This window comes from Bradyrhizobium ganzhouense (assembly GCF_049949285.1).
Lineage (GTDB): Bacteria > Pseudomonadota > Alphaproteobacteria > Rhizobiales > Xanthobacteraceae > Bradyrhizobium > Bradyrhizobium ganzhouense.
The window spans coordinates 2,340,361-2,364,199 of the sequence record NZ_CP181318.1 but is presented as its reverse complement, the minus strand read 5'-3'; the positions used below and the strand labels follow the sequence as shown (position 1 = coordinate 2,364,199).

Annotated in this window: 16 protein-coding genes; 12 read left to right on the top strand and 4 right to left on the bottom strand. The window is 61.3% G+C overall.

Annotation, left to right across the window (positions count from 1 at the left end):
• Positions 1 to 100 precede the first annotated feature (100 nt).
• Both ACLFLU_RS10805 and ACLFLU_RS10800 read right to left on the bottom strand, forming a co-directional pair.
• Positions 101 to 1,414 carry a UDP-glucose dehydrogenase family protein gene (locus ACLFLU_RS10805; protein WP_426412172.1) on the bottom strand — a complete coding sequence of 438 codons (1,314 nt, stop codon included), beginning with the start codon at positions 1,412 to 1,414 and terminating at the stop codon, positions 101 to 103.
• Between the two features lie 161 nt (positions 1,415 to 1,575).
• Positions 1,576 to 2,595: an NAD-dependent epimerase/dehydratase family protein gene (locus ACLFLU_RS10800; RefSeq protein ID WP_426412171.1), complete on the bottom strand. Its 1,020-nt coding sequence runs from the start codon at positions 2,593 to 2,595 to the stop codon at positions 1,576 to 1,578.
• A gap of 270 nt (positions 2,596 to 2,865) precedes the next feature.
• Here ACLFLU_RS10800 and ACLFLU_RS10795 point away from each other — a divergent pair, with 270 nt between their 5' ends.
• Positions 2,866 to 3,981, top strand: coding sequence for a glycosyltransferase family 4 protein (locus ACLFLU_RS10795; RefSeq protein ID WP_426412170.1), 1,116 nt, complete (start codon positions 2,866 to 2,868; stop codon positions 3,979 to 3,981).
• Positions 3,982 to 4,048: 67 nt separating this feature from the next.
• Positions 4,049 to 5,209 (top strand): glycosyltransferase family 4 protein, encoded by a 1,161-nt coding sequence (locus ACLFLU_RS10790; RefSeq protein ID WP_426412169.1) that lies wholly within the window; start codon positions 4,049 to 4,051, stop codon positions 5,207 to 5,209.
• Between the two features lie 11 nt (positions 5,210 to 5,220).
• On the opposite strand, the gene ACLFLU_RS10785 is transcribed toward ACLFLU_RS10790, so the two are convergent.
• Positions 5,221 to 5,358 (bottom strand): hypothetical protein, encoded by a 138-nt coding sequence (locus tag ACLFLU_RS10785; protein WP_426412168.1) that lies wholly within the window; start codon positions 5,356 to 5,358, stop codon positions 5,221 to 5,223.
• A 655-nt stretch (positions 5,359 to 6,013) separates the two neighbouring features.
• On the opposite strand from ACLFLU_RS10785, the gene ACLFLU_RS10780 reads away from it, so the two are divergent.
• From ACLFLU_RS10780 to ACLFLU_RS10755, 6 genes are all read left to right on the top strand, one after another.
• The gene (locus ACLFLU_RS10780; RefSeq protein ID WP_426412167.1) at positions 6,014 to 7,117 is read left to right on the top strand and encodes a polysaccharide biosynthesis/export family protein; all 1,104 of its coding nucleotides are present in this window, start codon (positions 6,014 to 6,016) and stop codon (positions 7,115 to 7,117) included.
• A 229-nt stretch (positions 7,118 to 7,346) separates the two neighbouring features.
• Positions 7,347 to 8,534, top strand: coding sequence for a glycosyltransferase family 4 protein (locus ACLFLU_RS10775; protein ID WP_426412166.1), 1,188 nt, complete (start codon positions 7,347 to 7,349; stop codon positions 8,532 to 8,534).
• Positions 8,535 to 8,585: 51 nt separating this feature from the next.
• Complete coding sequence (locus ACLFLU_RS10770; RefSeq protein ID WP_426412165.1) at positions 8,586 to 9,785, top strand: glycosyltransferase family 4 protein; 1,200 nt, start codon at positions 8,586 to 8,588, stop codon at positions 9,783 to 9,785.
• A 69-nt stretch (positions 9,786 to 9,854) separates the two neighbouring features.
• The gene (locus tag ACLFLU_RS10765) at positions 9,855 to 11,267 is read left to right on the top strand and encodes a hypothetical protein (protein WP_426412164.1); all 1,413 of its coding nucleotides are present in this window, start codon (positions 9,855 to 9,857) and stop codon (positions 11,265 to 11,267) included.
• Positions 11,268 to 11,449: 182 nt separating this feature from the next.
• On the top strand, positions 11,450 to 12,892 hold the full coding sequence (locus ACLFLU_RS10760) for an oligosaccharide flippase family protein (protein WP_426412163.1): 1,443 nt from the start codon (positions 11,450 to 11,452) through the stop codon (positions 12,890 to 12,892).
• A 44-nt stretch (positions 12,893 to 12,936) separates the two neighbouring features.
• A complete protein-coding gene (locus ACLFLU_RS10755; protein ID WP_426412162.1) occupies positions 12,937 to 13,683 on the top strand; it encodes a hypothetical protein in 747 nt (248 codons plus the stop codon).
• A gap of 35 nt (positions 13,684 to 13,718) precedes the next feature.
• Here the strand turns inward: ACLFLU_RS10755 and ACLFLU_RS10750 are convergent, their stop codons facing one another.
• Positions 13,719 to 14,819 (bottom strand): hypothetical protein, encoded by a 1,101-nt coding sequence (locus tag ACLFLU_RS10750; RefSeq protein WP_426412161.1) that lies wholly within the window; start codon positions 14,817 to 14,819, stop codon positions 13,719 to 13,721.
• Between the two features lie 204 nt (positions 14,820 to 15,023).
• Here ACLFLU_RS10750 and ACLFLU_RS10745 point away from each other — a divergent pair, with 204 nt between their 5' ends.
• From ACLFLU_RS10745 to ACLFLU_RS10730, 4 genes are all read left to right on the top strand, one after another.
• Positions 15,024 to 16,178: a glycosyltransferase gene (locus ACLFLU_RS10745; protein ID WP_426412160.1), complete on the top strand. Its 1,155-nt coding sequence runs from the start codon at positions 15,024 to 15,026 to the stop codon at positions 16,176 to 16,178.
• Positions 16,179 to 16,447: 269 nt separating this feature from the next.
• A complete protein-coding gene (locus ACLFLU_RS10740; protein WP_426412159.1) occupies positions 16,448 to 21,058 on the top strand; it encodes a beta strand repeat-containing protein in 4,611 nt (1,536 codons plus the stop codon).
• 195 nt (positions 21,059 to 21,253) lie between these two features.
• The gene (locus ACLFLU_RS10735) at positions 21,254 to 22,354 is read left to right on the top strand and encodes an acyltransferase family protein (protein WP_426412158.1); all 1,101 of its coding nucleotides are present in this window, start codon (positions 21,254 to 21,256) and stop codon (positions 22,352 to 22,354) included.
• Between the two features lie 137 nt (positions 22,355 to 22,491).
• Positions 22,492 to 23,838 (top strand): acyltransferase family protein, encoded by a 1,347-nt coding sequence (locus ACLFLU_RS10730; protein WP_426412157.1) that lies wholly within the window; start codon positions 22,492 to 22,494, stop codon positions 23,836 to 23,838.
• Position 23,839: the final 1 nt, after the last annotated feature.

The following is a 23,839-nucleotide window of genomic DNA, read 5'->3' as shown; positions in this document are numbered from 1 at the left end:
GGCAGGTGCGCCTGGATCATATCGTATCAGAAACGATTTCGCCCGCCTCACGATGAGGCGGGCGATGATCAGCTCGGTATGATCCGTCAGGCTTGGGACCCTAAGCCTGGGACGACCGTCCCACGCTTTCATAAACAAAGCCGGCCGCGGCCATCTCTTCGGGGCGGTAGATATTGCGGAGGTCGACGACGATGGGCTGCGCCATGATCGCCTTCAGCCGGTCGAGATCGAGCGCGCGGAACTGCACCCATTCGGTGACGATGACCAGCGCATCGGCGCCTTGCGCGCAGGAATAGGCGTCCTCGCAATAGGCGATGTTGGGCAGCTCGCCCTTGGCCTGCTCCATGCCGACCGGATCGAACGCCTTCACCTTCGCGCCCATGTCGAGGAGGCCTGTCACCAGCGGAATCGACGGCGCATCGCGCATGTCGTCGGTGTCGGGCTTGAAGGTGAGACCGAGCACGGCGATGGTCTTGCCGCGCAAGCTACCGCCGAGCGCCTGGCTCACCTTCCGCGCCATCGCGCGCTTGCGGTTCTCGTTGACCGCGAGCACGGATTCGACGATGCGCAAGGAGACATCGTAGTCCTGCGCGATCTTGATCAGCGCCTTGGTGTCCTTCGGAAAGCAGGAGCCGCCGAAGCCCGGACCGGCGTGCAGGAATTTGGTGCCGATGCGGTTGTCCAGGCCAATGCCGCGCGCGACCTCCTGGACATTGGCGCCGACCTTTTCGGAGAGGTCCGCGATCTCATTGATGAAGGTGATCTTGGTCGCGAGGAACGCGTTCGCGGCGTATTTGATCATCTCGGCGGTGCGGCGCGCGGTGAACATCAGCGGCGCCTGGTTCAGCGACAACGGACGGTAGATGTCGCCCATCACCTTGCGGCCACGCTCGTCAGACGTACCGACGACGACGCGATCGGGGAACTTGAAGTCGCGGATCGCCGCGCCCTCGCGCAGGAATTCCGGATTGGAAGCGACGACGACGTCGGCCTTGGGATTGGCTTCGCGGATGATGCGCTCGACCTCGTCACCGGTGCCGACCGGCACGGTCGACTTCGTCACGACGACGGTGAAGCCGGACAGCGACTGCGCGATCTCCTTGGCGGCGGCGTAGACGTAGGAGAGATCGGCATGGCCATCGCCGCGACGCGAAGGCGTGCCGACGGCGATGAACACGGCATCAGCATCCGCGACCGGCTTTGACAAGTCGGTGGCGAAACTCAGGCGCTTGGCCTTGACGTTGGTCGCGACCAGCTCGTCGAGCCCTGGCTCGTAGATCGGAATCTCGCCGCGATGAAGCGCCGCGATCTTCTTCTCGTCCTTGTCGACACAAATGACGTCGTGACCGAAATCAGCAAAGCAGGCTCCGGACACCAGTCCCACATAACCCGTGCCGATCATCGCGATTCGCATGAAAAACTCTTTCCGTTGACGACGGATGTTCCACTGAACACCCTAGACCATTTCTCTATCCGGCCGCACGCCCAACATTAGGGCAAGCTGCTTCGCAAGCCGAACAAACCTTAACCGTCGCCACCCGAATTTTTCTCGTGTCTTGCCGATCGCTTCGGCGATCACACGCCATGGTACATTCGATACCATTCGACGAACCGCGCGAGGCCTTCCGCAATTGGCGTCGACGGCGCGAAACCGACGTCGCGCTGGAGAGCGGAAATGTCGGCGCGCGTCTCCAGGACGTCGCCGGCCTGCATCGGCAGCAGCTTGCGGATCGCAGGCTTGCCGATGATTTTCTCGAGCGTCTCGACGAACTCGAGCAGCTTGACCGACCTGTTGTTGCCGATGTTGTAGACGCGATACGGCGCATAGCTCGACGAATTTTCAGGCCGCTCCGCGTTCCACGCGGGATTCGGAACTGCGGGCCGATCGAGGGTGCGGATCACGCCCTCGACGATGTCGTCAACATAGGTGAAGTCGCGCCACATGTCGCCATGATTGAAAATCTTGATCGGCTCATTCGCGAAGATCGCGCGCGTGAACAGATAGGCGGCCATGTCCGGCCGGCCCCACGGACCGTAGACGGTGAAGAAGCGAAGACCGGTCACCGGCAGCTTGTGAACATGCGCAAAGGTGTGCGCCATCAACTCGTTGGCCTTCTTGCTCGCAGCGTAGAGGCTGACCGGATGATTCACCGATTGCTCGGTCGAATACGGCAGGGTGCGATTGGCGCCATAGACCGAGCTCGACGAGGCGTAGACGAGGTGCGTCAGACCATGGCGCCGGCCGGCCTCGAGCACGGTGACAAAGCCGTCACAATTGGCACGGATGCTGGTGATGGGATCGTCGATCGAGGCGCGGACGCCCGGCTGCGCCGCAAGGTGGACCACCCGATCGGGCGCGACGCCATCGAATACGCGGATCACCGCGGCAAAATCGGCAAGGTCGATCTCGTGGAAGCTGAAACCCGGAAGGTGCCTGAGCTTTTCGAGGCGCGCACGCTTCAGCGCAGGATCGTAGTAAGGCGTGAACGCATCGATACCAACGACCTGTTCGCCACGCGCCAACAGCCGTTCACAGACATGCATTCCGATAAAGCCGGCAGCGCCGGTCACGATCACTGGTCGCAAAGTTGTCATCTCGTTCATTCCGCGAATGCAATGCCAGACCAGGACATGAGAGGCAAGGTTGACGATGACGACATCATCGATTGAGGCTTGTCCATGTAAGCGCATCGAAATGTGTAGGAAACATGATGGCATCATGCATCTACGCATGCTATCCGCCTGCGAGGATGCTCGGACGATAGCGCTGCATGTGCTAGAGATTATATCGACCGTACATTCCGCGCGGATGCCCAGTCTTGAGGCATTGTTCGCGCAAGACACGCGCAAAGAAAAAGATCGGCTTTGAAACTCTCCATCAACGGCAGGTTCCTGACACAATCGCTGACGGGCGTGCAACGCTATGCCGCCGAGATCGTCAAAGCGATGGACCGCCTGCTCACGAGCGGCAAGGCGGCACAGCAACTCCTGGATGCGGAGTGGCAGATTCTGGTTCCGCCGGATGCACAAACGCTCGCCGGTCTTGGCCGCATCAAGGTCAGGCAAGTCGGAACTTTGCGCGGGCACGCGTGGGATCAGATCGATCTGGCGCGCGCGGCCGCCGGCACGCGCCTCGTCAGCCTCGCCAATTCCGGTCCAGTGCTCCACCGCGACCATCTCGTCGTGATTCATGATGCGCAAGTGTTCAAGCGGCCGGACTTCTTCGGCTGGCGATATCTCGCCTTGCATCGATCGCTCGGCCATTTGCTGGCACGCACGGCAACCATTGCAACGGTTTCGACGTTTTCACGCAACGAACTTGCCGACGTGCTCTCGCTGGATCCCGGATCGATCCCCATCGTTCCAAACAGTGCAGAGCACTACGCGTCGGTCGAGCCCGATTTCTCGATTATCGAGTCCCTGCGCCTCGAACCCTACCGCTTCTTCCTCTTTGTCGGCTCGATGACGAAGAACAAGAATGTGGACACCGCCATTCGTGCGGCCGAGCGGCTCGGCCGCACGGATGTTCCGCTGATCGTGGTCGGAGGCGACAACAGCAAGGTCTTTGGCGGCGGTGCGACCGAGCCGAAAGCCGGAATCGTCATCGCCGGCCGCCTCAAGGACGAAGAAGTCGCCGCGCTGTTCGCCCGGGCTGCAGCTTTCGTCTTTCCGAGCCTCTACGAGGGCTTCGGCATCCCGCCCCTGGAGGCGATGTACTTCGCCTGCCCGGTCATTGCGAGTTCCGCCGAAGCCGTTCGCGAGACTTGTGCTGACGCCGCCGTCTATTTCGACCCGCTCAACCCCGGCGAGCTATCGGCACGGATGCACGAAAGAATCGATCTCGGCAGGATTTCACCGGCGGAACAAGAGAAGCAGCGGGAGCGGCTCGCGACATATTCGTGGACCAAATCGGCCGCCGCCATGCTCGATGTGCTCGCCAAATCGGCTCCGCGGGCCACATCCGGCGGAGCGGCACAATGACGCGGCCCAAATATTGCTGCTTGGAGACGCCACGCTTGGTCTCAACAAGACAAGGAAGGATCGACGGTTGTCCAGCGGCCTGAAGGTTCTGCATGTCGCCGAAACGGTGAGAGGCGGCATCGCAACCTACCTCAACGAGCTTCATCCGCATCAGAGCGCGAGCTTCGGACGCGGCAACGTCAGCTATGTCGTTCCGTCCGACCATCGCGACGACCTGGTCAACATCGAGGATGAGGCCGTCACCACCTTCCCGCGCGACGGCCGCAACGCTGTCGGCCTGTTTGCCATGTTGTCCGCAACCATGCGCGCGGTCCGGCAGCAGCGGCCAGACATCATTCACCTGCATTCGTCGTTCGCCGGGCTCGTGGTGCGGCCGGTGCTGTGGCTGACCTACCGGCGCTCGCGCATTGTCTATTGCCCGCACGGATGGGCCTTCGGCCGCGAGACCGGCCGTCTCAGCCGCGCCGTCACCGAGTTTACCGAACTTCTGCTGTCGAAGCTGGCCCATCGCATCATCTGCATCTCGGAGAGCGAACGGGTCGATGCAAAGCGGGTCGGAATTGCGGCAAAACGCCTCGTCCTCGTGCACAACGGGATTTCCAGGCAGCGACCCGCGCTCGACACGCGCGGTGAGGCGCCGTGGCAGTCGGGGAAGATCAAGATCCTGTTCATCGGACGCCTCGACCGCCAGAAGGGATATGACCTCCTGATCGAGGCGGCGCGCGCGCTCGGAGACACGCTGGATGTGCGCCTCATCGGCGCCTCGGTCGTCAGCAAATTCCAGAGAAGCGACCTGCCCTCCAACGTCTCGCTGCTGGGCTGGATGGACCGCAACCAGATCGAGGCCGAACTGGATCAGGCAGACATGGTGGCGATTCCGTCGCGCTGGGAGGCATTCGGGCTCGTCGCCATCGAAGCGATGCGGGCTGGCAAGCCGATCATCGCATTCCGCATCGGCGCCCTGCCGGAAATCGTCGAAGACGGCACCACGGGCGTGCTATGCGACGAAGTCTCGCCCGAACAGCTGGTCGAAGGATTCAAGCGCGCAACCAGGCTCGATCTGCCTGCGGTCGGCCGGGCCGGTTATGAGCGTTTCACCCGTCTCTACGACATCGAGCAGACCCATCGCAACCTGAGCCAGGTCTATGCCGACGTCCTGCAACTGGACGAAAGCGAGGCCGGCGAGGCGAAGCTGCAGTCCGATTTCTCGAACAATCTGCGACCGTAGAGACCTGTCGATCAGGCGATCCGGCGGGCGTCGCCCTGCGCCAGATCCGCATCGATGACGCGTTGATCGGAGAACGACCACGCGATCGCGAACATGACGGCCATCGCACAGATGAGAAAGCCGGCCGCGAACAGCCCGGTTTGCAACATTGTCTTCGCCTTCCCTTTCGTTCGCCCGACACCTAGCCGGATCGGGATTAGGAAGACCTTACGGACGCCAGCGTGACGCCAGCTTCCAAATCTAGGGGTTAACGGAGGTGGAATCCCGTCACAGAAAAATCAATGCAGATCCCGCCGGGCCACAGCCAAGCCCACCGCAAGACCCGCGAAAACACAACGCAGGGCACGCTCTGCTTCGAATTCGAGATCTGAAGTTTACGGCGCTGCCGCTGCGCGGAGATGCCGTCGAATGCACCGGTCGAGCTCGCGCGCTGCTCACTGGAGGAACCGAGGTCTCAATCGTGACATCGATCTGACACTGGCATGTCTATTTTGCGAGTTGCTTTGAAAAGAGCACATCTCGCACAAGATTTGACCACTCGATTGCACGTGTACGTATGTTCACAAGTTGCAAGAAGGTCACAGCCATGAGTGCTTTACCATATTCGCGAAGACGCAGCAGTGACTCAGTAGCTGGACAGTTGCTACGGTGATTCAGATTTTACGTGTGTGCGAGGGAATGACATTGGCTAATACCGAACAAACTCATTCGGATTTCGGGATTAGCCGGATTCTGGCTGTTGCTGCGATCAGCGTCTCCCTCACTGGCTGCGCGGGCTTCATTCCGTTAGACGCTCCCGATGCCGTGTCCACGCAAACAAATGCCGCGCTCGTCACCGAGCCGACCGCGCCGCTCGCCTATGCCCTGATGCCGGCCAATCCGGCAGTGCTGCAGGCGACCAACGGTTTTACGGACAGCAACGGACTGGTCTTTTCGCGCCTCCCCGGCGGCAATTACCGCGACGTCACCATCGGCGTCGGCGACATCGTCACCGTCACCGTCTACGAAGCTCAGGCCGGCGGCCTGTTCATTCCGCGCGAAGCCGGCGTGAGGCCGGGCAACTTCGTCGACATCCCGCGCCAGCAGGTCGACCAGTCCGGCAACATCAACATCCCCTACGCCGGATCGGTCAAGGTCTCCGGCCTGACGCCGCGCGCCGTCTCGAACATCATCCGCGAACGCCTCAAGGATCGCGCCATCGATCCGCAGGCGGTCGTCAGCGTCGCAGAACAGCGCGGCAACCAGATCAGCGTGCTCGGCGAAGTCAACTCGCCGCAGCGCTTCCCGGTCGATCCGGGCGGCATCCGCCTGATGGGCGCGATCGCGCGCGCCGGCGGCCCCAAATATCCGTCGTACGAGAGCACGATCACGATCAAGCGCGAGGGTCGCACCTATAACGAGTCGATGTCCGCGGTCGTGCACCATCCGAACGAGGACGTGCTGCTCGCGCCGGGCGACGTCGTCTTCCTCACCCGCATTCCGAGAGTCTACATGGCGTTCGGCTCGACGCCGTCGCCGGGTTCGATCGGCGGCACCAACAACCGGCGCTTTACCTTCGAAAACGACAACATGTCGCTCGCGGAGGCACTCGCGAAGGCCGGCGGTCTCGACGGCGTGCGGGCGGATTCCAAGTCCATCTACGTCTATCGTTTCGAGCCGAAGCCGCTGCTGCAGCAGATCGGCATCGACGTGTCGCAGTTCCCGACCAAGACCGTTCCGGCCGTCTACAAGTTCGACATGAGCAAGCCGGACGGCTGGTTCCAGGCTGACTCGTTCAGGATGCGCGATCACGACGTGATCTCGGTCGCTGAATCGCCATCGACCGAATTTATCAAGCTCATGGCGCCGCTGGACGCAGCTTCAACGAACGCGTCGAACATCTCCAGCGTCGTGGTCAACTCCAAGTAACGGCCACGCTCGAGACTCTCTCTTGCCCGGATCTCGCCACTCGCGAAGGTCCGGGCAGGATGTCATGGCCCGCTTCTTGAATATCGTGTGACTATTTCGGCCTCATTCCGACGTGATCGTTCACGCCGTTTTGGGATCGAATGCGATTGCAGAGCCAGCTATTGCGTGGCAAGCGAGGTGCACCCCCGTCTACGATCAACGCATGAGGCGATCGTTGAAGATACTTATCGTGAACACCCTCTATCCTCCCGACATCATGGGCGGGGCAGAGGTATCAGTATCGCTGCTCGCAGAAGCCTTCATGCGCAACGGCCACCAGGTCGCCGTCGTCTGCCTGCAGAAGGCGGGCGATATCTCGGTCGGAGATCGCAACGGCATCCGCACCTACCGGGTGCAGATCGACAATATGTACTGGCCGTTTGGACAGACGCGAAAGCCGCCGCGGCTCGACCGACTGCGATGGCACCTACGGGATACCTGGAACAGGCGTGCAGCCAAGCGCTTTGCCGCGATTCTCGACACCGAGAAGCCTGACGTCGTCCACACGAACAATCTGACCGGATTCTCCGTGTCGCTGTGGGCGGAGGCCAAGCGTCGCAATATCCGTGTCGTCCATACGCTGCGCGACTACTCGCTCATCTGCAAACGCTCGACGCTGTTCAGCAAGGGCGACACGTGCAAGGAGCGGTGCCTGGCATGCAAGACGATGACCGTGCCATATCTCTACGCCTCGCGCATGGTCGATGCGGTCGTCTCCAACAGCCAGTACGTGCTGGACCGGCACCTGAAACCCGGCTTCTTCCCGGGCGTACCTCACAAGGTGATCTACAACATCGCGGACGCCAGCGCCGGACTTGCCCCGCCGTCTCCGGACGCCGACTTGACTTTCGGCTTCATCGGCCGGATTGAGCCCGAAAAAGGCATCGATGTCGTCCTTAAAGCAGTCTCTCTGCTCCCCGATTCGGGCTGGCAACTCAAAATCGCCGGAAAGGGCCTTGAAGCTTGCGTGAGAGAGCTGAAGGGACGGTATGATAATCCGAGGATCAAATGGCTTGGCTTCGTACAGTCGGCGGAATTCTACTCCGCCGTGGATGTTTGCCTAATTAGCTCGGTTTGGCCTGAGCCATTGCCGAGGACACTGATAGAAAGCATCAATGCCGGACGTGCGACCATTTGCTCAACCGCCGGCGGAATACCAGAAATCTCTCATTTCTCGACGACACTCGGCTCGTACGAGCCAAGTGACTTCCACAAACTCGCCGAACTGATGAAGCAGGCAATCAGTGAAGCACCAAGATGGAAGCAGACTTTTCCGCCTCGGCCTGACTTTGCAGCCAGCTTCACACCGGAAGCTGTCACCGGACAATATCTCGACGTTTATTTGGAAGGCACCTCGAACACCGATGGAGAAAGATGAGAAGGACTCTCGGGGTTCGTTCACAGATGTATATTGGATGAGATCCCTCCCATGAGGATATTGATCACATCGTCACTGTACCCGACACCGGGCGCACCGAAGGTGGTCGGCGGGGCCGAGATATTCGTGCGCCGCGTTGCCGAAGGCCTTTTGAAGAATGGCGATGAAGTTGAAGTCGTTCGCGCCGCCTCGCTGCCTGAACAGGCGATGGAGACGAGCAACGGCATCGACGTGTACTCGGCGCCGGTCGAGAACATCTACCGGCCCTTCACCGGACAGCGAAGCGCGCCTGCGCGCGGATTGTGGCACGCGACGGAGGACTGGCGTCAAAACGCTGAACTTGTGGCCAGCAGAATCAAGGCATTCAAGCCCGACGTGCTGCACTCGAACAACCTCTCGGGCCTCACCACGGCGGTATGGAAGACGGCGGCCGAGCTCAATGTGCCGGTGCTTCACACGCTGCACGACTACTACCTGACCTGCCCGCGGTGCTCTCGCTTCTCGAAGGGGAAGGCCTGCGAGCATACCTGCATGAGCTGCAGGCTGCTGACCATCAACCGCCGAAGCGCAACCAGATATCTGCGCGGCGTCGTTGGCGTGAGCCAGCGCATCCTCGACATCCATCTGGAGACGGGCTTGTTCGCCGATACAGAGCTGCGCAAGGTCATCCCTCACGCATCAACGGTGCCGGTCGCCGCGCCTTCGAAATATTCGGCGAGCCCCGTCCTGACCCTCGGCTTCATCGGCCGTGTGACCGAAGAAAAAGGCATCTACAATCTCGTCAGGGCGTTGGCCTATCTTCCCCACGACCGGGTGCGCCTCGTCATCGCGGGCGTCGCAGAGGCGGATATCCAGCACGAGCTCAGGGCGCTGGCGCCGAAGGCGAGCATCGAATTTCTTGGCTTCGTCGAGCCCGAGACATTCTACCGCCAGATCGACGTCGTCGTGATTCCGCCGATCTGGGAGGAGCCGGGTCCGCTCGTCGTTGCTGACGCGCAAGCCGCGCGAAAGCCTTTCCTCGGAACGCAATTCGGCGGGATTCCCGATGCCGTGAAGCGCGGTGCCGTCGGCTGGCTGACTGCACCGGATCCGAAGTCGCTCGCGGACAGCATTCTACGCATCATGTCGAATCCCGAGGAGCTGGCGGCGATGGTCGACAAGCTCGCCGAGCAGAAAGACCATCGGACATTCACCAATGTCATCGCCGACTATCGCGACGCCTTCGAGCTCCTGAGCCGGCACAAGCAATAGCCCTGGGATGACCGGTTTGCGCAACAAGCCCGTTCCGTCCTGCGCTTCTGCCCGCAGCCTGAAGCTGCCATGACCCGTCTGTTCGCACTTGTCGGGGTCGTCTACCAGAGTGCGGCGGCGATCATCCTCATCTTTCTGCTCGGCCGTATCCTCTCGCCGCTCGCTTACGCCAATTTCTCCCTCACGCTCGCCTCCAGTCAGCTGCTCAGCGTGCTGATGTTCGAATGGCTGCAATTGGCCGGCGTGCGCTTTCTGGCCGCCGCCATGCATGACGACGCGGCGCGACTGAGAACGTCCCTGTTCGGCGCCGCGCTCGCCAGCGCGCTCGCGCTTCTGGTGATCGGGGGCCTCGCCGTTTCGATCGCTAGCCCGATCGCCACGAGCGTAGGCCTGGTCGGCCTTGCACTGGCGGTGGCTCAGGGCGCGACCGATCTCCACTTCATGGTTGTCCGCGTCTCGCACCGGCTTGGCGCTGCCGCGTTTCTCCTCATTCTGAGAGCCACGCTGATGGTGGGCGGCGCGACGGCCGGCGCGTGGCTCCAGGGCACGGCGCACGCGGCGCTGCTCGGCATGCTGGGCGCCCAGATCGTCAGCCTGATCGCCGGGCAGCTGCTGCATCCCCACAAACTTCAGAAGGTGACGCGTCCGGCCCTGCTGGAGGACTGGAGCGGCTTCGCCCGCTACGGGATGCTCGCCGCCGGCGCCTCGGTGCTCCACCTCTCGGTCCCGGTCTCGATACGCTTCGTCGTCGTTTCAGCGCTGGGCGCGGGCGCTCCCGCGGTCACCGCAGGCTTCTCGATGGCGATCGACCTGCTGCAGCGGCCGTTTGCAGTGCTGGTCGCGGCCATCCACACCGTCAACTATCCCGAAGTCGTCCATCAATACGAGCGCGGCAGTGCCGGCGACTCCCGCGCGGCCGTCGCGCATCTGCTCGATTTCATCATCTGCGCCACGTTGGTGATGCTCGGAGGCCTGATCGGCTTTCTGCCGGACGCGGGACAATTGTTCGTTCCGGCGTCCATTCTGGCAAGCTTTCTCCAGACCTCGGTGGCCGCAGCGGGCTTCTATTTCGTGCATTGCCATCTGCAATCCACGCTCGCGATCGCACCCCATTTGACGAAGTCCGCTACGCGTCTGGTCGTCGTCGCCTTGTGCCAATTGTTGCTCGTCCTGGCCGTGGCGGTGCCGACGCAAGCGATCACGGGAGCGCCGACCTATGTCCTAGTCGGCGCGATCGTCGCAACCGCGATCGTCATCGTGCTCGCGGCGGGACCCATGGTGCGGTTCGGCGCAAGGCCGCGATGGGGGCTCGTCGCGGCATCCGTCGCGGGTTCGGCCTTCATCGGCGCATTTTCGGCCGTGCCCTCGGCCTCGCCGATTGCGCTGGTTGCGAAGATCGTGGCCGCAACCGCCATCGTCGCACTTCTCGCGTGGAAGGGGCGCTTCCTCGAGGCTGCGGGCGCATCCCGATCGGACGTGTAACGACAGCGTGACGCCGCGATGCTGTTCAGAATGAAAAATGGCCTGCCCAACAACTTGGCAATGCCTGCTGCCCGATTGCTTGTCTTGCCAGTTGTGCATGTGCGAGATAAACGCGCGGGTGCAGGGCTGGGCCGCATGGAACCTGAGTGGGCGTCATCGCGTGACGCCTGGAGATCGACGTAATGCTGAAAAATCTGCTGTCGATGTCCGGCATGAACGTTCTCAAATCCGGCCTGCAGTTCGCGATGACCGTCATGATGACGTATTTCGCGGCGCCGGCCGAATTCGGTCTCGTCACCTTTTCACTGCCGTTCGTCGGATTCATCGCGCTGTTAACCGATCTGGGCATGTCGAGCGCCATGGTGCAGCGGCCGACGCTTGACCGGGAAGACGCGGGCGCCGCGATCACGCTGATCTGCGCCATCGGCTTGCTCTGCGCCGTGATCCTGGCGGTCATCTCCGCGCCTCTCGCCGCCGGTCTCGAGATGGAGGGATTGGGAAGCGTGCTCGCCACGCTGTCGATTTCGGTGGTGCTCTCGATTGCCGCCCTCGGCCCGCGTGCCGTCCTCGAACGGCACCTGCGCTACCAGGTCGTGGCGAGCGTCGAGATCGTCGCCGTGATCGTTTCGGTGCTCACATGCGTGCTGGGCGCATTCCTGGGCTGGGGCGTCTGGGCGCTGGTCGCCTACTATGTCGTCGTCCAGATCGTTCGCGCCGCCGCCTTCGCCATTATCGCGCGAAAGGACGTGCAGCTCAACTTTCAATGGGGCCGCGTGCGTTCGATCCTGACCTTCGGCGGTTGGGTGCTCGCGAGCAATCTTCTCAATTTTGCCGGTCGCGCGGTTGGCAACGTCCTGATCGGCGGTGCCGTGGGCGCGGCCGCCGTCGGTCTGTACGGTCTGGCTTACCAGATCATGATCCTTCCGCTGATGGTGATCACCTGGCCCGGCAGCGGCGTGCTCATGGCGACACTCAGCCGTCAGGCCGCAAAAGGATCGCTGCAAGAGCGCAACGAGATCATTTGCGGTGTGCTGTCGCTGACGGCGGCCGTGGTCTTTCCCGGCATGCTCTATCTCACATTCGGCGCCGACTATCTTTTCACCGCGTTCTTTCCGGCCAAGTGGACCGGCATCATTCCGCTGGTCGGGCTGATGTCGATTGCCGGCGCAGCACAGTCGATCACCGCTTATAGCGGCGCCATGCTGCTGTCGCGGGGCAAGGCTCAACTGCAATTCTGGGTTTCGACCGCGAATAGTATCTCGACCATCGTGGCGTTCGTCATCGGCCTGAGATTTGGGCTGATCGGGATCATCAAGATCTATCTTGCAGTGACGCTCATCGTGTCCGTCGCCACGATGCTGATCACCGCCTGGGAAACCAAGCTGCCGGTGTTCGATCTGGTCAAGGCGCTTGCGCCCGCAACGATCGCCACGATGCTCGGCCTCGTTGCTGCAAATCGCGTCATGGAGATGGCCGCCACGCCGAAGTCGGCTTGGCTGCTTGGCACGACCGCATACGTCCTGACGATCTCGATCAGCTACCTGCTGTTTCATCGCCAGCTGGCACGGAGCCTGCTCGGCCTGCGCGATCTCGAGCTGAACAAGGAGCGCGTCGCTGCCACCTAGCCATCCCGCCGCGAGAGATTGATGAGATGACATCGAAAGGACCCATGAATATTCTGATCATGACGGCGACCATCACGCCGAAAGCCGACGTGCGCAGCCTCGGCCGGAAAGATCCCGCCCTCCGTCGCAAGGATTATGAAGACGCGCTCTGGTTCTACGGCCGGCTGGTCGGCCAGTACATCGACCAGATCGTCTTCGTCGAGAACTCGGAATCCGATTTGTCCAGTCTCGAGGCCATCGCCGAGCAGTTGAACATCGCCGGCAAGATCGAGTTCATTTCCTTTCCGGGCCTCGACTATCCCCAGATGTACGGCCGCGGCTACGGCGAGCTGTTCCTGCTCGACCACGCGATGGCGAATTCGCGTTTCATCAGGGACTGCGGCGCCGACACCCCGATCTGGAAGGTCACCGGCCGCTACATCGTCCTGAATCTTGCCAAGCTGATCCAGAAGCGCCCGAAAGAGTTCGACTTCTACGTCAACATGCGGAACTACCCCAAAAGAGTGGTCGACATGTACATGATGGCGTGGACCAAAGCCGGCTATCGCCAATATCTCCAGGGCAAGTGCAAGCTCTACGAGGAGACGTCCGCCGCCGCATTCCCCGAAAAGGCGCTGCGTGACGATTTCGAGGCCGCGCCGAGAACGTCAAAATTCGTTCCACGGTTCCGGACGGTGCCGCTCGTCAGCGGCATCCGCGGCCTCGACAACAAGGGATATGCAACCGACAACATCTGGAAGTTCTACATCCGGGTTGCACTGGACACCGTTTGTCCGTGGCTCTGGATCTAGAACTCATGTTGCCGCAGGCGCGGCATCTGCCGCGCCTACATTCCGCGCTTCCTCAGCTCCTCGGCCTCGTGCGGCGCGAGTTCCTTTCCGGCAAAGCGCGATAGCATGTAGAGCGGCACCTTCGGTGTTTTGAGGTCATACATCAGGCCGAAGCGGTTTTCCGGCGGGGCCTTCTTCGGCTCGTCAAATAACTCGTAGACCAACACGCTCTCGACATCGGCATCGACCTGATTGGCGATGAAGCTCAAAGTGGCGTGCAGGCTCTTGTAGCAAGCCTCGGTGAGAGGTTTGCCGGCTTCGTTCTCGTAAGCCGGCTTGTAGATCTCCCCGCAATTGACCTCATTGAAGACGATCGGCTTGCCATACGTCGCGAGCTTCTTGAACAGACTGTAAGGCTGCCTGCTGCCGCCCCACGCGCGGTTCGGATTCTGATTCAGGACTTCATAGTAGTGATAGGAGATGACGTCGAATCCAACGCCCTTCGACGCCATGAAGTCGAGGAAGCCGAACATCGTCGAGGTGGTATTGAGCACGCGCCGCAAATGCGTCCCGTGTTCGCGATTGATCTTGTCGATCGCATCCGACATGCCTTTGAGGATCGCGGCCCAGTCGTTCATGACCGGCATGTCGAATTCCCCGGCGGTCCAGCCGTGGCCGTAGAGCTTCTTGCCGCTGGAATCCAGCGCCAGAAGGTTGATCTCGTTGCCCATCTCCCAGTCGTTGATCTGATCCTTAAAATTGATCACGAAGGTGTAGGTTCTCGAATAGGCCTGCTGATACAGCGCATTCCAGTCCCCAGCCGGATACTTGCCGCCATCGGTGCGATCGCCCCAGGCAAACGGGGTCGCCAATATCGGCTTGAGCATGATGCCGTAGGTTTTGGCCAGCGCCAGCATGTCCCGGTACATCTGGACCTCGTAGGGATCGGTGTCCCGCGCGAGATTTGCAGCGACCCTATACTGCGTGAGGCCGCGGGCTCGCATGACCTCGAAGATCGCCTTCAGGTCTGCGCGCCGTCCGTCCGGGCCATCGACCCCCCAAGTGAGCGGACCTGCACTGGCATTCTCGACGGATGCCACCAGACCGAGTGCCAGCAACAGCGCCGCCAGAAACACTCTCTTCATCGTGAGGAACATTGCGCCTCCGTGCGCCCGAGAAACTGCATGCATCCGTTTACGATCCACCATCACCTGCATCTGCGCGACCGACCTTCACAATATGATCACAATAGGCTCTCACCGGCAAAGCGTAGCCGCTGTCGGAGCGAACAACACGTTTGCACGCTTTTGTGGCGAAAATTGCCGGAGGAATTGCCGTTCCAATTCGACTGAGTATCTATAATGTCGCCCGAATGGAACGACCTAATGCCAAGCGAGAGTAAATTGTCGAACGCTCCCCTCGAATCGAAGCCACCGATCGTCATCAATCGCTCGACCGAAGCGGGGCGCTCGGTCGCATGTGTCATCGTGACTTACGGGCGACGCGAGCAGCTGGTGCGGCGAACCGTTGCCGCCGTTCAGGCCAGCCCCGCAGTCAAACGCGTGATCGTGGTCGACAACGGATGCAACCGGCCGGTGATGGTTGACGATTTCGCAACCAACCCTCCCGTCGACGTTATCAGGCTCGCTTCAAATCTGGGATCGGCCGGCGGCTTTCACGCCGGGATCACCGCTGCCCAGCGGCTCGCGGACGACGATTTGGGGTTCGTCCTCATTCTGGACGACGATAACGTCGGCGAGGACGGCTTCCTGGACCGTTTGCTCGCGCTGCATACAGCGCTCGGCGCGACGGACGATATCGGGCTGTGCGCATTGCGCAGGCATCGGGGCATCTATCCGACGCTCCTCGCCGATCAGAACGCCGTGGCCATCCGCGCCAACTCGTTCCTGAACTTTCATCTCGCCTCGCTTCCGTCGAAACTATGGCGACGGTTCGCGCGATCCGCGCGGCGTGCCCCCGACAATTGCGGGGAGTTTCACCTCCGCCGGATCGAGACCGCCCCCTATGGCGGGCTCCTGCTGCCGATTGACGCCGTCCGGAAGGTTTCGCCTCCGAACAAGGAGTTCGTCCTCTATAGTGACGACCACGACTACTCGCTGCGCCTGATGGACGCCGGCGTTGCCATCTATCTGACGGATGTCGGCTGCATCAACGACGCGGAAGAATCCTGGGACAAGAAGCCGAGCGCCAGCGCGCGCAGCGCGCTCGTCAGCCCCGACGCACCGGCGTGGCGTCTCTATTATGCCTGCCGGAACCGGATCTTGATTGAGAAACGGTATACAACCTCCCCGATTGTCTATCGTATCAACCGAACGAGCTACGTCGGCCTGCTCGCGATCGAAGCAATCCTGGCTTATCGGAGTCTTAATGGCGCCCGAAAGGCGCTTCGTCCGCTGCTCGAAGCCATCGCCGACGGCGATGCACAGCGACTCGGGTGGAGAACCGAGTATCAATTGCCCGGCGCATCACCATCGAGCACGGCGTCCGCGCATTAGCGCGCGACGAATCATTTTCGCTTGCGCAAACGATTCACGCGGCCGTCATGGAACATTCCGTAGAACAACGGGCCAATCGTGAATCGTAATTAGGCAATCGCGGCGAGTTCCGATGAGGAACAAGAAGTGTCGCGCAATGTGCTGAAAATACTTGCAGTTCGTTCCGCGAAAAGCCGCGGATACCTACATCTTTAGCCTTCTTTCTAACGTCACTGACAAACTCTACCGCTACGCATTGAGCAACACAGCGGGCATCACCAGAGTGGGTCATGGCGACAATCACCAGCAGCGGTCAAACTGTTCTCTCAGCAAGCGCGTTCACAAGTTCAATCGGCGTCAACACGCACGTGTCATATGCGTGGGGCAGCTACAACAATCTCGCGCTCGTCGAAGCGGATCTCAAATATCTCGGCGTCACTACGCTTCGTGACAGTCTGACCAATATCCCGGCAGCACAGCCGGTGCTCGACGGTTTGGCGAACGATGGGTACAAGTTCGATCTCGGCGTTTCATCGTCGATCCCGGCGACGGGCGCAGCGGGCCTCCAGCAATATATCGACGCGCTCGACGCGTTCCAGGCGAAGCACCCGGGCAGCATCATCGCGCTCGAAGGCCTGAACGAAGTCAATCTCCAGGCGTTCAGCTACAACGGCAGTTCGACGATCGAGGCTGCGGCGCAATTTCAGCAAGCGTATTACAGTGCGATCAAGGCAGATGCGTCGCTCGCAAAACTTCCCGTCTACAATCTGACTCTCGGCTACGACGATCCCACGGATTTCGCCAGGCTGGGCAATCTCAGCTCGTCCTCGGATTACGCCAACTCCCACGCCTATGTCAGCACCGGCACCACGCCGGGGGCCGCGGTGGCAGCGGCGCTGAATCTGGCGAGCTCGGTGTCTCCCGGCGATCCCTCGGTCATCACTGAGACCGGCTACACGACGCTGAGCACGACGCCGTTCCTCGGCGTGGACGAGGCGGTTCAGGCGAAATCGATCCTCAACACCTTGATGGACGCTTTCAAGGATGGCGTCGGCAAGACCTATCTCTACGAGTTGCTCGATCGCAACTCATCGAGCAGCGACACCAATGCGCAGAGCCATTTCGGTCTGTTCTACGACGACGGAACGCCCAAGCTGGCTGCCACCGCGGTCCATAATCTGACGACGATCCTCCACGACGATGGAACGGGCACCAGCCAGCCGACGAGCCCGCTGAACTATACGCTCAGCAACATGCCAGGCTCGGGCAACAGCATGGTGCTCGGCAAGAGCAACGGCGCCTACGATCTCGTCGTCTGGGCGGAACCGAAGGTCTGGGACCCGACGACAAACACCGAGATCAGCAATCCCAGCCAGACCGTCACGGTTCAGCTCGACGCCGTGCATCAGTCCATCAAGGTCTACGATCCCACCGGCGGAACGGAACCGATCGCAACCTACACCAATGTCAGCTCGTTCACGATTCCCGTAAGCGACCACCCCGTTATCGTCGAGATCGACGGGGCGTCCAGCGTGCCCTCGAACCCGACCCAGGCCACCGACGTCACCGGCACGGCCGCCGAAATTGTCGCGGAACTCGCCGACCTCTCCGCCTCGACTACCCTGCATTCGATCACGCTCACGGACACTCACGTGCTCGCCGTCGCGTCCGTATCGACGATGACCTACATCATCTCGCACTACGGAAATGCCCTTGCGGCCATTCAGGGCGGCTACACGTTCTCCGTGACGACTTCCACGACGAGCTGGAGCGAGACGAAGTTCTTCAGCGCGACCGGTACGCAGACGGGAACACAGACGTCGAACTTCACCAACGGCGTCATCACCAGCAAATCGCTCGTCAATGTCGACGGGACCAGCGACACGATTCTGTACTCGGCCGGCGTGAAAACGCAGGAAACTATCGTCAGTGCAAACGGCGTGCAGCAGACCACCAACTACAATTCGGACGGCAGCATCGCAAGCGAGACCATCAAGAATACGGACGGCTCCCTTTCGACCGCCGTTTACGCAAACGGCCTGAAGTCGAAGATATATGTCACCAACACTGATGGAACGCATACCAATACGTTCTACGGCATCACCGGGCAGGCATATGCCACCCAGATCCTGACGACAAAGGCGGACGGAACGGTCACGACCATCACCAACCTGCACGCCGACGGCACGACGCAGTACACGAAGGTGATCAACGCCGACGGCAGCACCATCACCGGCCTCTACAACAGTGCCGGACAGATGACGTCGGAGGTGCGCAACTATGCCGACGGCTCGAGCCTGACCACGAACTACGACACGTCCGGCGCCGTGACGCAGACCATCGCCAAGACCGCCACCGGCGGCGTGACCACCACCAACTACGGCGCGGGCGTGCTGGCCTCGATCTACATCACCAACGCCGACGGCACCAAGGAAACCAAACTGTACGCAGCCGGCGTGATCAGCAGCGATTTCGTCCAGAAGACCGACGGAACGTCGACGACGACGGTCTATGCGAACGGCGTCCAATCCAAGGTGTATGTCACCAACGCCGACGGCACCCACACCAACACATTCTACAACATCACCGGCCAAGCCTACACGACGCAGATCCAGACCACCAAGGCGGACGGAACGGTGATCGCCCTCACCAATCTGCATGCCGACGGCACGACGCAGTACACCAAGGTCACGAACGCCGACGGCAGCACCACCACCGGCCTCTACAACAGTGCCGGACAGAAGACCTCCGTCGTCCAAAACTACACGGACAGCTCGAGCCTCACCACGAATTACAACACGTCCGGGGTGGCCACACAGACCGTTGCCAAGGCCGTCGACGGCACCATTACGACGACCAATCTCAGCGGCGGCGTTCCGACCTCGATCTACATCACCGGTGCCGACGGCACCAAGGAGACCAAGCTGTACGCAGCCGGCGTGATCAGCAGCGATCTCGTCCAGAAGACCGACGGAACGTCGACGACGACGGTCTATGCGAACGGCGTCCAATCCAAGGTGTATGTCACCAACGCCGACGGCACCCACACCAACACATTCTACAACATCACCGGTCAGGCCTATACGACGCAGATCCTGACGACCAAGGCCGACGGAACGGTGATCGCCATCACCGACCTGCATGCCGACGGCACGACGCAATATACCAAGGTCGTGAACGCCGACGGCAGCACCGTCACCGGCCTCTACAACACCGCCGGCCAGAAGACCTCGGAGGTGCGCAACTACACTGACGGGTCGAGTCTCACGACGAACTACAACACCTCGGGCGTCGTGACCCAGACCGTGGCCAAGGCAGCCGACGGCACCATCACGACCACCAACCTCAGCGCCGGCGTGCAGACCTCGATCTACATCACCAGCCCCGACGGCACCAAGGAGACCGAGCTGTTCACCAGTGGGCAGCTCGCCAGCGACCTCGTCCAGAAGACCGACGGCTCATCGACGATGACGGTCTTCGCCAACGGCGTCAAATCCAAGGTGTACGTCACCAACGCCGACGGAACACACACGAACACGTTCTACAACATCACCGGCCAGGCCTACACGACCGAGATTCAGAAGACCAAGGCCGACGGCACGATCACCGCTGTCACCGATCTGCACGCCGACGGCACCTTGCAGTACACGAGGGTTGTCAACACCGATGGCAGCATCACGGTCGACCAATATGACAGCACCGGCCACAAGACGACCGAGGTCCAGACCAACACCGACGGCTCGACGCTGACGACCGCCTATGACACCTCCGGCAATGTCACTCAGACGGTGGCGAAGGCCAGCGGCAACACCACGACGACCAACTACAGCAGCGGCGTCGAGGCTTCGGTCTACATCGTCAACGCCGACGGCTCGAAGGAATCGGACATTTACACGGCCGGTCATCTGACCAGCGTGGCGATCCAGAAAACCGACGGCTCGTCGTCGACCACGGTCTACAGCAACGATATCAAGACCGCGACGTATGCAACGAATGCCGACGGCACGCACACCAACACGTTCTTCAACGTCACCGGCAAGGCCTACACCACCGAGATCCAGCAGACCAAGGCAGACGGCACGATCACATCGATCACCGATCTGCACGCCGACGGCACGCTGCAATACACCAAGGTCATCAATTCGGACGGCAGCGTCACGACGGACCAGTACGACACCACCGGGCACAAGATGACCGAGGTGCAGAACTACACCGACGGCTCGACCCTGACCTCCACGTTCGACACGACCGGCAGCGTGACCCAGACGGTGGCGAAGGCCAGCGGCAACACCACGACGACCAACTTCAGCAACGGCGTCAAGACCTCGGTCTACATCACGAACGCCGACGGCTCGAAGGACACCCAGACGTACTCGAACGGCACGATCGCCAGCGACTTCGCCCAGCACACCGACGGCTCGTCCTCGACGACCGTTTACGCGAGCGGCGTCAAGACGAAGATGTACGTCAACAACGCCGACGGATCACACGACAATTTCTACTTCAATGCCACCAACACCGAACACGACTCCTACAACACCGCTGGCAATCTGGCCTATGTCGACATCCTGAACTCGGACGGCACGCACAACGAGTCGGCCAAGGTCGCAGGCATCACGCTCGCCGGCGGCACCGGAAACGACACCTTTACGGTGGCCGGCGCCGGATCGACCACGATCTCCTTCGGCGGCGGCAACGACACGGTGAACGGCTTCCATGCCGGATCGGCGGCCGGCTACGACACGGTCGCGATCGCCAAGCTGATGGCCGCCGACTACAGCCACCTCCAGGTCACTCAGTCCGGTGCCGACACCCTGGTCCACGTCACAGCGAACGACTCGATCCTGCTGAAGAATGTCGTCGCCGCGAACCTGACCAGCAACGACTTCGTGTTCGTCTGATCGACCAAAAATGCGTGCGGCGGAATCCCGTTTCGCCGCACGCATCAAGTCGTCCTGGACATGGCGCGCTCGCATGAGCTCGCTTTGACCGCTGCAAAATTGCCTCATCCATCATCATCGCGCCCAAAAACTAGGATTTGACCGATCCCTGAAGCGATCGGTAAAATCGCGAACCAGCGCGGCATTGAGGCGACATTGACGGATATCGAGGGTGCGCGGTCCCCCAAAGGCGGGATCGTACCGGGAATTCAATACCTGCGCGGCTTTGCAGCCATTCTGGTGGTGATCTGGCACGTCAACTGGCTGGTCAGCCTGCCGCCGTCTTATGGCGAGAGCCCGTTTGCGCTCGCCGAAACCGGCTTGTTCGGTGTCGCAATCTTCTTCGTCATCAGCGGCTTTATCATCACGATTGTTTCATTCGGGACGATCCGCAGCACGCGCGCGGAATTCTTCGTCCGACGCTTCGTGCGCATCATTCCCTTCATGTGGGTATGCGTGATCGCATACAACCTGCTGTCGATGGCCGGCACGGCGAAGATCGATCTTCTGCCCGGCCTGCGCGCCATGGCGCTCTGGCCGATCGGAGAGCTGCGGCCCCACGTGGTCTGGACGCTCAGGCACGAATTCATTTTCTACATCCTGTTCGCAGTCACCATGTTGCGGCCGCGCCCTCTTTCATATGTGCTGGCCGCCTGGTTCCTTGCGCCGCTGGCGTGGTACGCGGCGTCTCACCTGCTGGCGTGGCCGGAACTGCTGCAGCCCGAGAGTTCCGGGCTCGCGCTTGCGACCGTGGTCGGTTACGGCAACATCATGATGCCCAACCTTCAGTTCGGCATGGGTTTTGCGTTGGGCCTGCTGTGGCTGAAGGGGCATCCCATCGTGCGGAGCCGGTATCCTGCAGCATTCCTGCTCACACTCGCTGCGACCATCCTGGCAACGGCCCTTGTCGGGGCGACACTGTCGGAAGACAACGGGCTCCGCGCCGTGTGGTGGACACTGTTCGCGACCATCGTCGTTTGGCTGGGCATCGTCTCGATCGAGAAGCCCGGACCGTTGCATTCCCTTGGCATGCTGCTCGGCGACGCCTCCTATTCAATCTACCTCACCCACGCCGCGACCGCGGTCGTGCTGATTCAGATATCCGCCCGTCTCCACAATCCATTGCCGTCCGTACTATTCGTCCTTGCAGCGGTGGTCGCATCGGTCCTCGCCGGGATCCTGATCCATTGGTATGTCGAGCAACCCCTCATTGCCTATTGCCGCAGGCTCGGACGTCGCCGGTCGGTTGTCGCATAGCGGCGATCGATTGGCCGAACGCCGCAATTCGATGCTATGCCAAGCCCATGTCAAGCCGGCCGCACGGTCACGAATTGGCTTCAACTCCATGGCATCCGCTGATGCCGCCAAAACAGGCGCATGAAAGGCTGACGAGAATGTCGCAACCGGATCGAGACGCAGAGCTCGCAACCGTTTCGTTGCCGGGCGCCCTCGGCCGCGAGCGCCCCTCGGCACCATTGCGCCTCTGGCGGCTGCCCGACACCATCCAGTCTGGCCTGGCGCGGCAGGAAACCGCGGAAAGCATTTTGGCGAAGAACGGGGGCCTCGGACCGGGCTTCAACATGATGCGGCACCTGCTGTCGCTGGTCATCGTGTCGCATCACTGCCGTGTCGCCGTTGCCGGCCTGTTCGCCGGCGCCGCCTTCGTCAAGAAGCTCGATGAACCGGGCATGGCCGTCTATGTCCTCAGGGATCCCGGCGCCGCCGCGTTTGACAAGATGGGAGGACTGACCGCGTTGTCCCTCAGCCACCTCCATGCGTCCGAAATCATCCAGGAACTGCTGCGGCCCGGGCTGATCGCGCTGGTCGGGATGTTCTTCGCGCTCAGCGGCTTCCTGGTCACCGGCAGCGCCATCAAGAACCCGGATCTCAAGACGTTCTTCATCAACCGCGTGCTGCGGATCGTCCCGGCGCTCAGCGTCGAGGTGACACTCTGCGCGCTCGTGGTCGGCCCCCTGCTGACGCAATTTCCGCTGTCGCAATATTTGTCCGAGTACCAGTTCTACCGCTATTTCGGCAACATCGTCGGCCACGTCACCTTCGAGCTGCCGGGCCTGTTCCTGCACAATCCCTGGCCGGAGATGGTCAATGCCAATCTCTGGACCTTGCCCTGGGAGCTCTGGTGCTACGTCTTCGCCTTCGCGCTCCTGCTCGTGCGCATGATCTCGAATGAGCCGCGAAAGATCCATTGGATCACGCTGCTGGTGGGCGCCGCGCTCCTCGTCGAACTGGTCGCTTACTTCGTCGATCCCGCGACCTTCAACGTCCGGTCCGATTCGACGAGGCTGGCCGGCTGGTACCTCGTCTTCATGTTCTTCTTCGGCATGGTGTTCCGCCTGCACGCGAAATACGTGCCGATCCACTGGGCGATCTTTGCGGCCTCGGCGCTCTGCTACGCGGCGATCATGTGGTTCAACGTCCTGCTGCCGCTTGCCGGGATCTTCCTGACCTATTGCACGGTCTACATCGGCATGCAGAGCTTCAAGGCATTCGATCGGCTGTTCAGCCAGGATCTCTCCTACGGCATCTACCTCTACGGCTTCCCGATCACGCAAGCGACGATCGACATCTTCCAGCGCGTGCTGGGGCCGGATCACCGCCTCTCGCTGGCGATGATCCTGCCGATTGTCATCGTGCTGACGCTCGGCTTTGCCGCCTTCTCCTGGAATTTCATTGAAAAGCCCGCGCTGCGGCTGCGACGGTTCTACCAGAGGCCGGCCTGAC

Bases quoted from the DNA above. Each gene is read 5' to 3' on its own strand.
- ACLFLU_RS10765 (WP_426412164.1), top strand. From the start codon at position 9,855: ATGACCCGTCTGTTCGCACTTGTCGGGGTCGTCTACCAGAGTGCGGCG.
- ACLFLU_RS10740 (WP_426412159.1), top strand. From the start codon at position 16,448: ATGGCGACAATCACCAGCAGCGGTCAAACTGTTCTCTCAGCAAGCGCG.
- ACLFLU_RS10770 (WP_426412165.1), top strand. From the start codon at position 8,586: ATGAGGATATTGATCACATCGTCACTGTACCCGACACCGGGCGCACCG.
- ACLFLU_RS10805 (WP_426412172.1), bottom strand. From the start codon at position 1,414: ATGCGAATCGCGATGATCGGCACGGGTTATGTGGGACTGGTGTCCGGA.
- ACLFLU_RS10755 (WP_426412162.1), top strand. From the start codon at position 12,937: ATGAATATTCTGATCATGACGGCGACCATCACGCCGAAAGCCGACGTG.
- ACLFLU_RS10745 (WP_426412160.1), top strand. From the start codon at position 15,024: ATGTCGCCCGAATGGAACGACCTAATGCCAAGCGAGAGTAAATTGTCG.
- ACLFLU_RS10750 (WP_426412161.1), bottom strand. From the start codon at position 14,819: ATGTTCCTCACGATGAAGAGAGTGTTTCTGGCGGCGCTGTTGCTGGCA.
- ACLFLU_RS10800 (WP_426412171.1), bottom strand. From the start codon at position 2,595: ATGACAACTTTGCGACCAGTGATCGTGACCGGCGCTGCCGGCTTTATC.
- ACLFLU_RS10785 (WP_426412168.1), bottom strand. From the start codon at position 5,358: ATGTTGCAAACCGGGCTGTTCGCGGCCGGCTTTCTCATCTGTGCGATG.
- ACLFLU_RS10760 (WP_426412163.1), top strand. From the start codon at position 11,450: ATGCTGAAAAATCTGCTGTCGATGTCCGGCATGAACGTTCTCAAATCC.
- ACLFLU_RS10730 (WP_426412157.1), top strand. From the start codon at position 22,492: ATGTCGCAACCGGATCGAGACGCAGAGCTCGCAACCGTTTCGTTGCCG.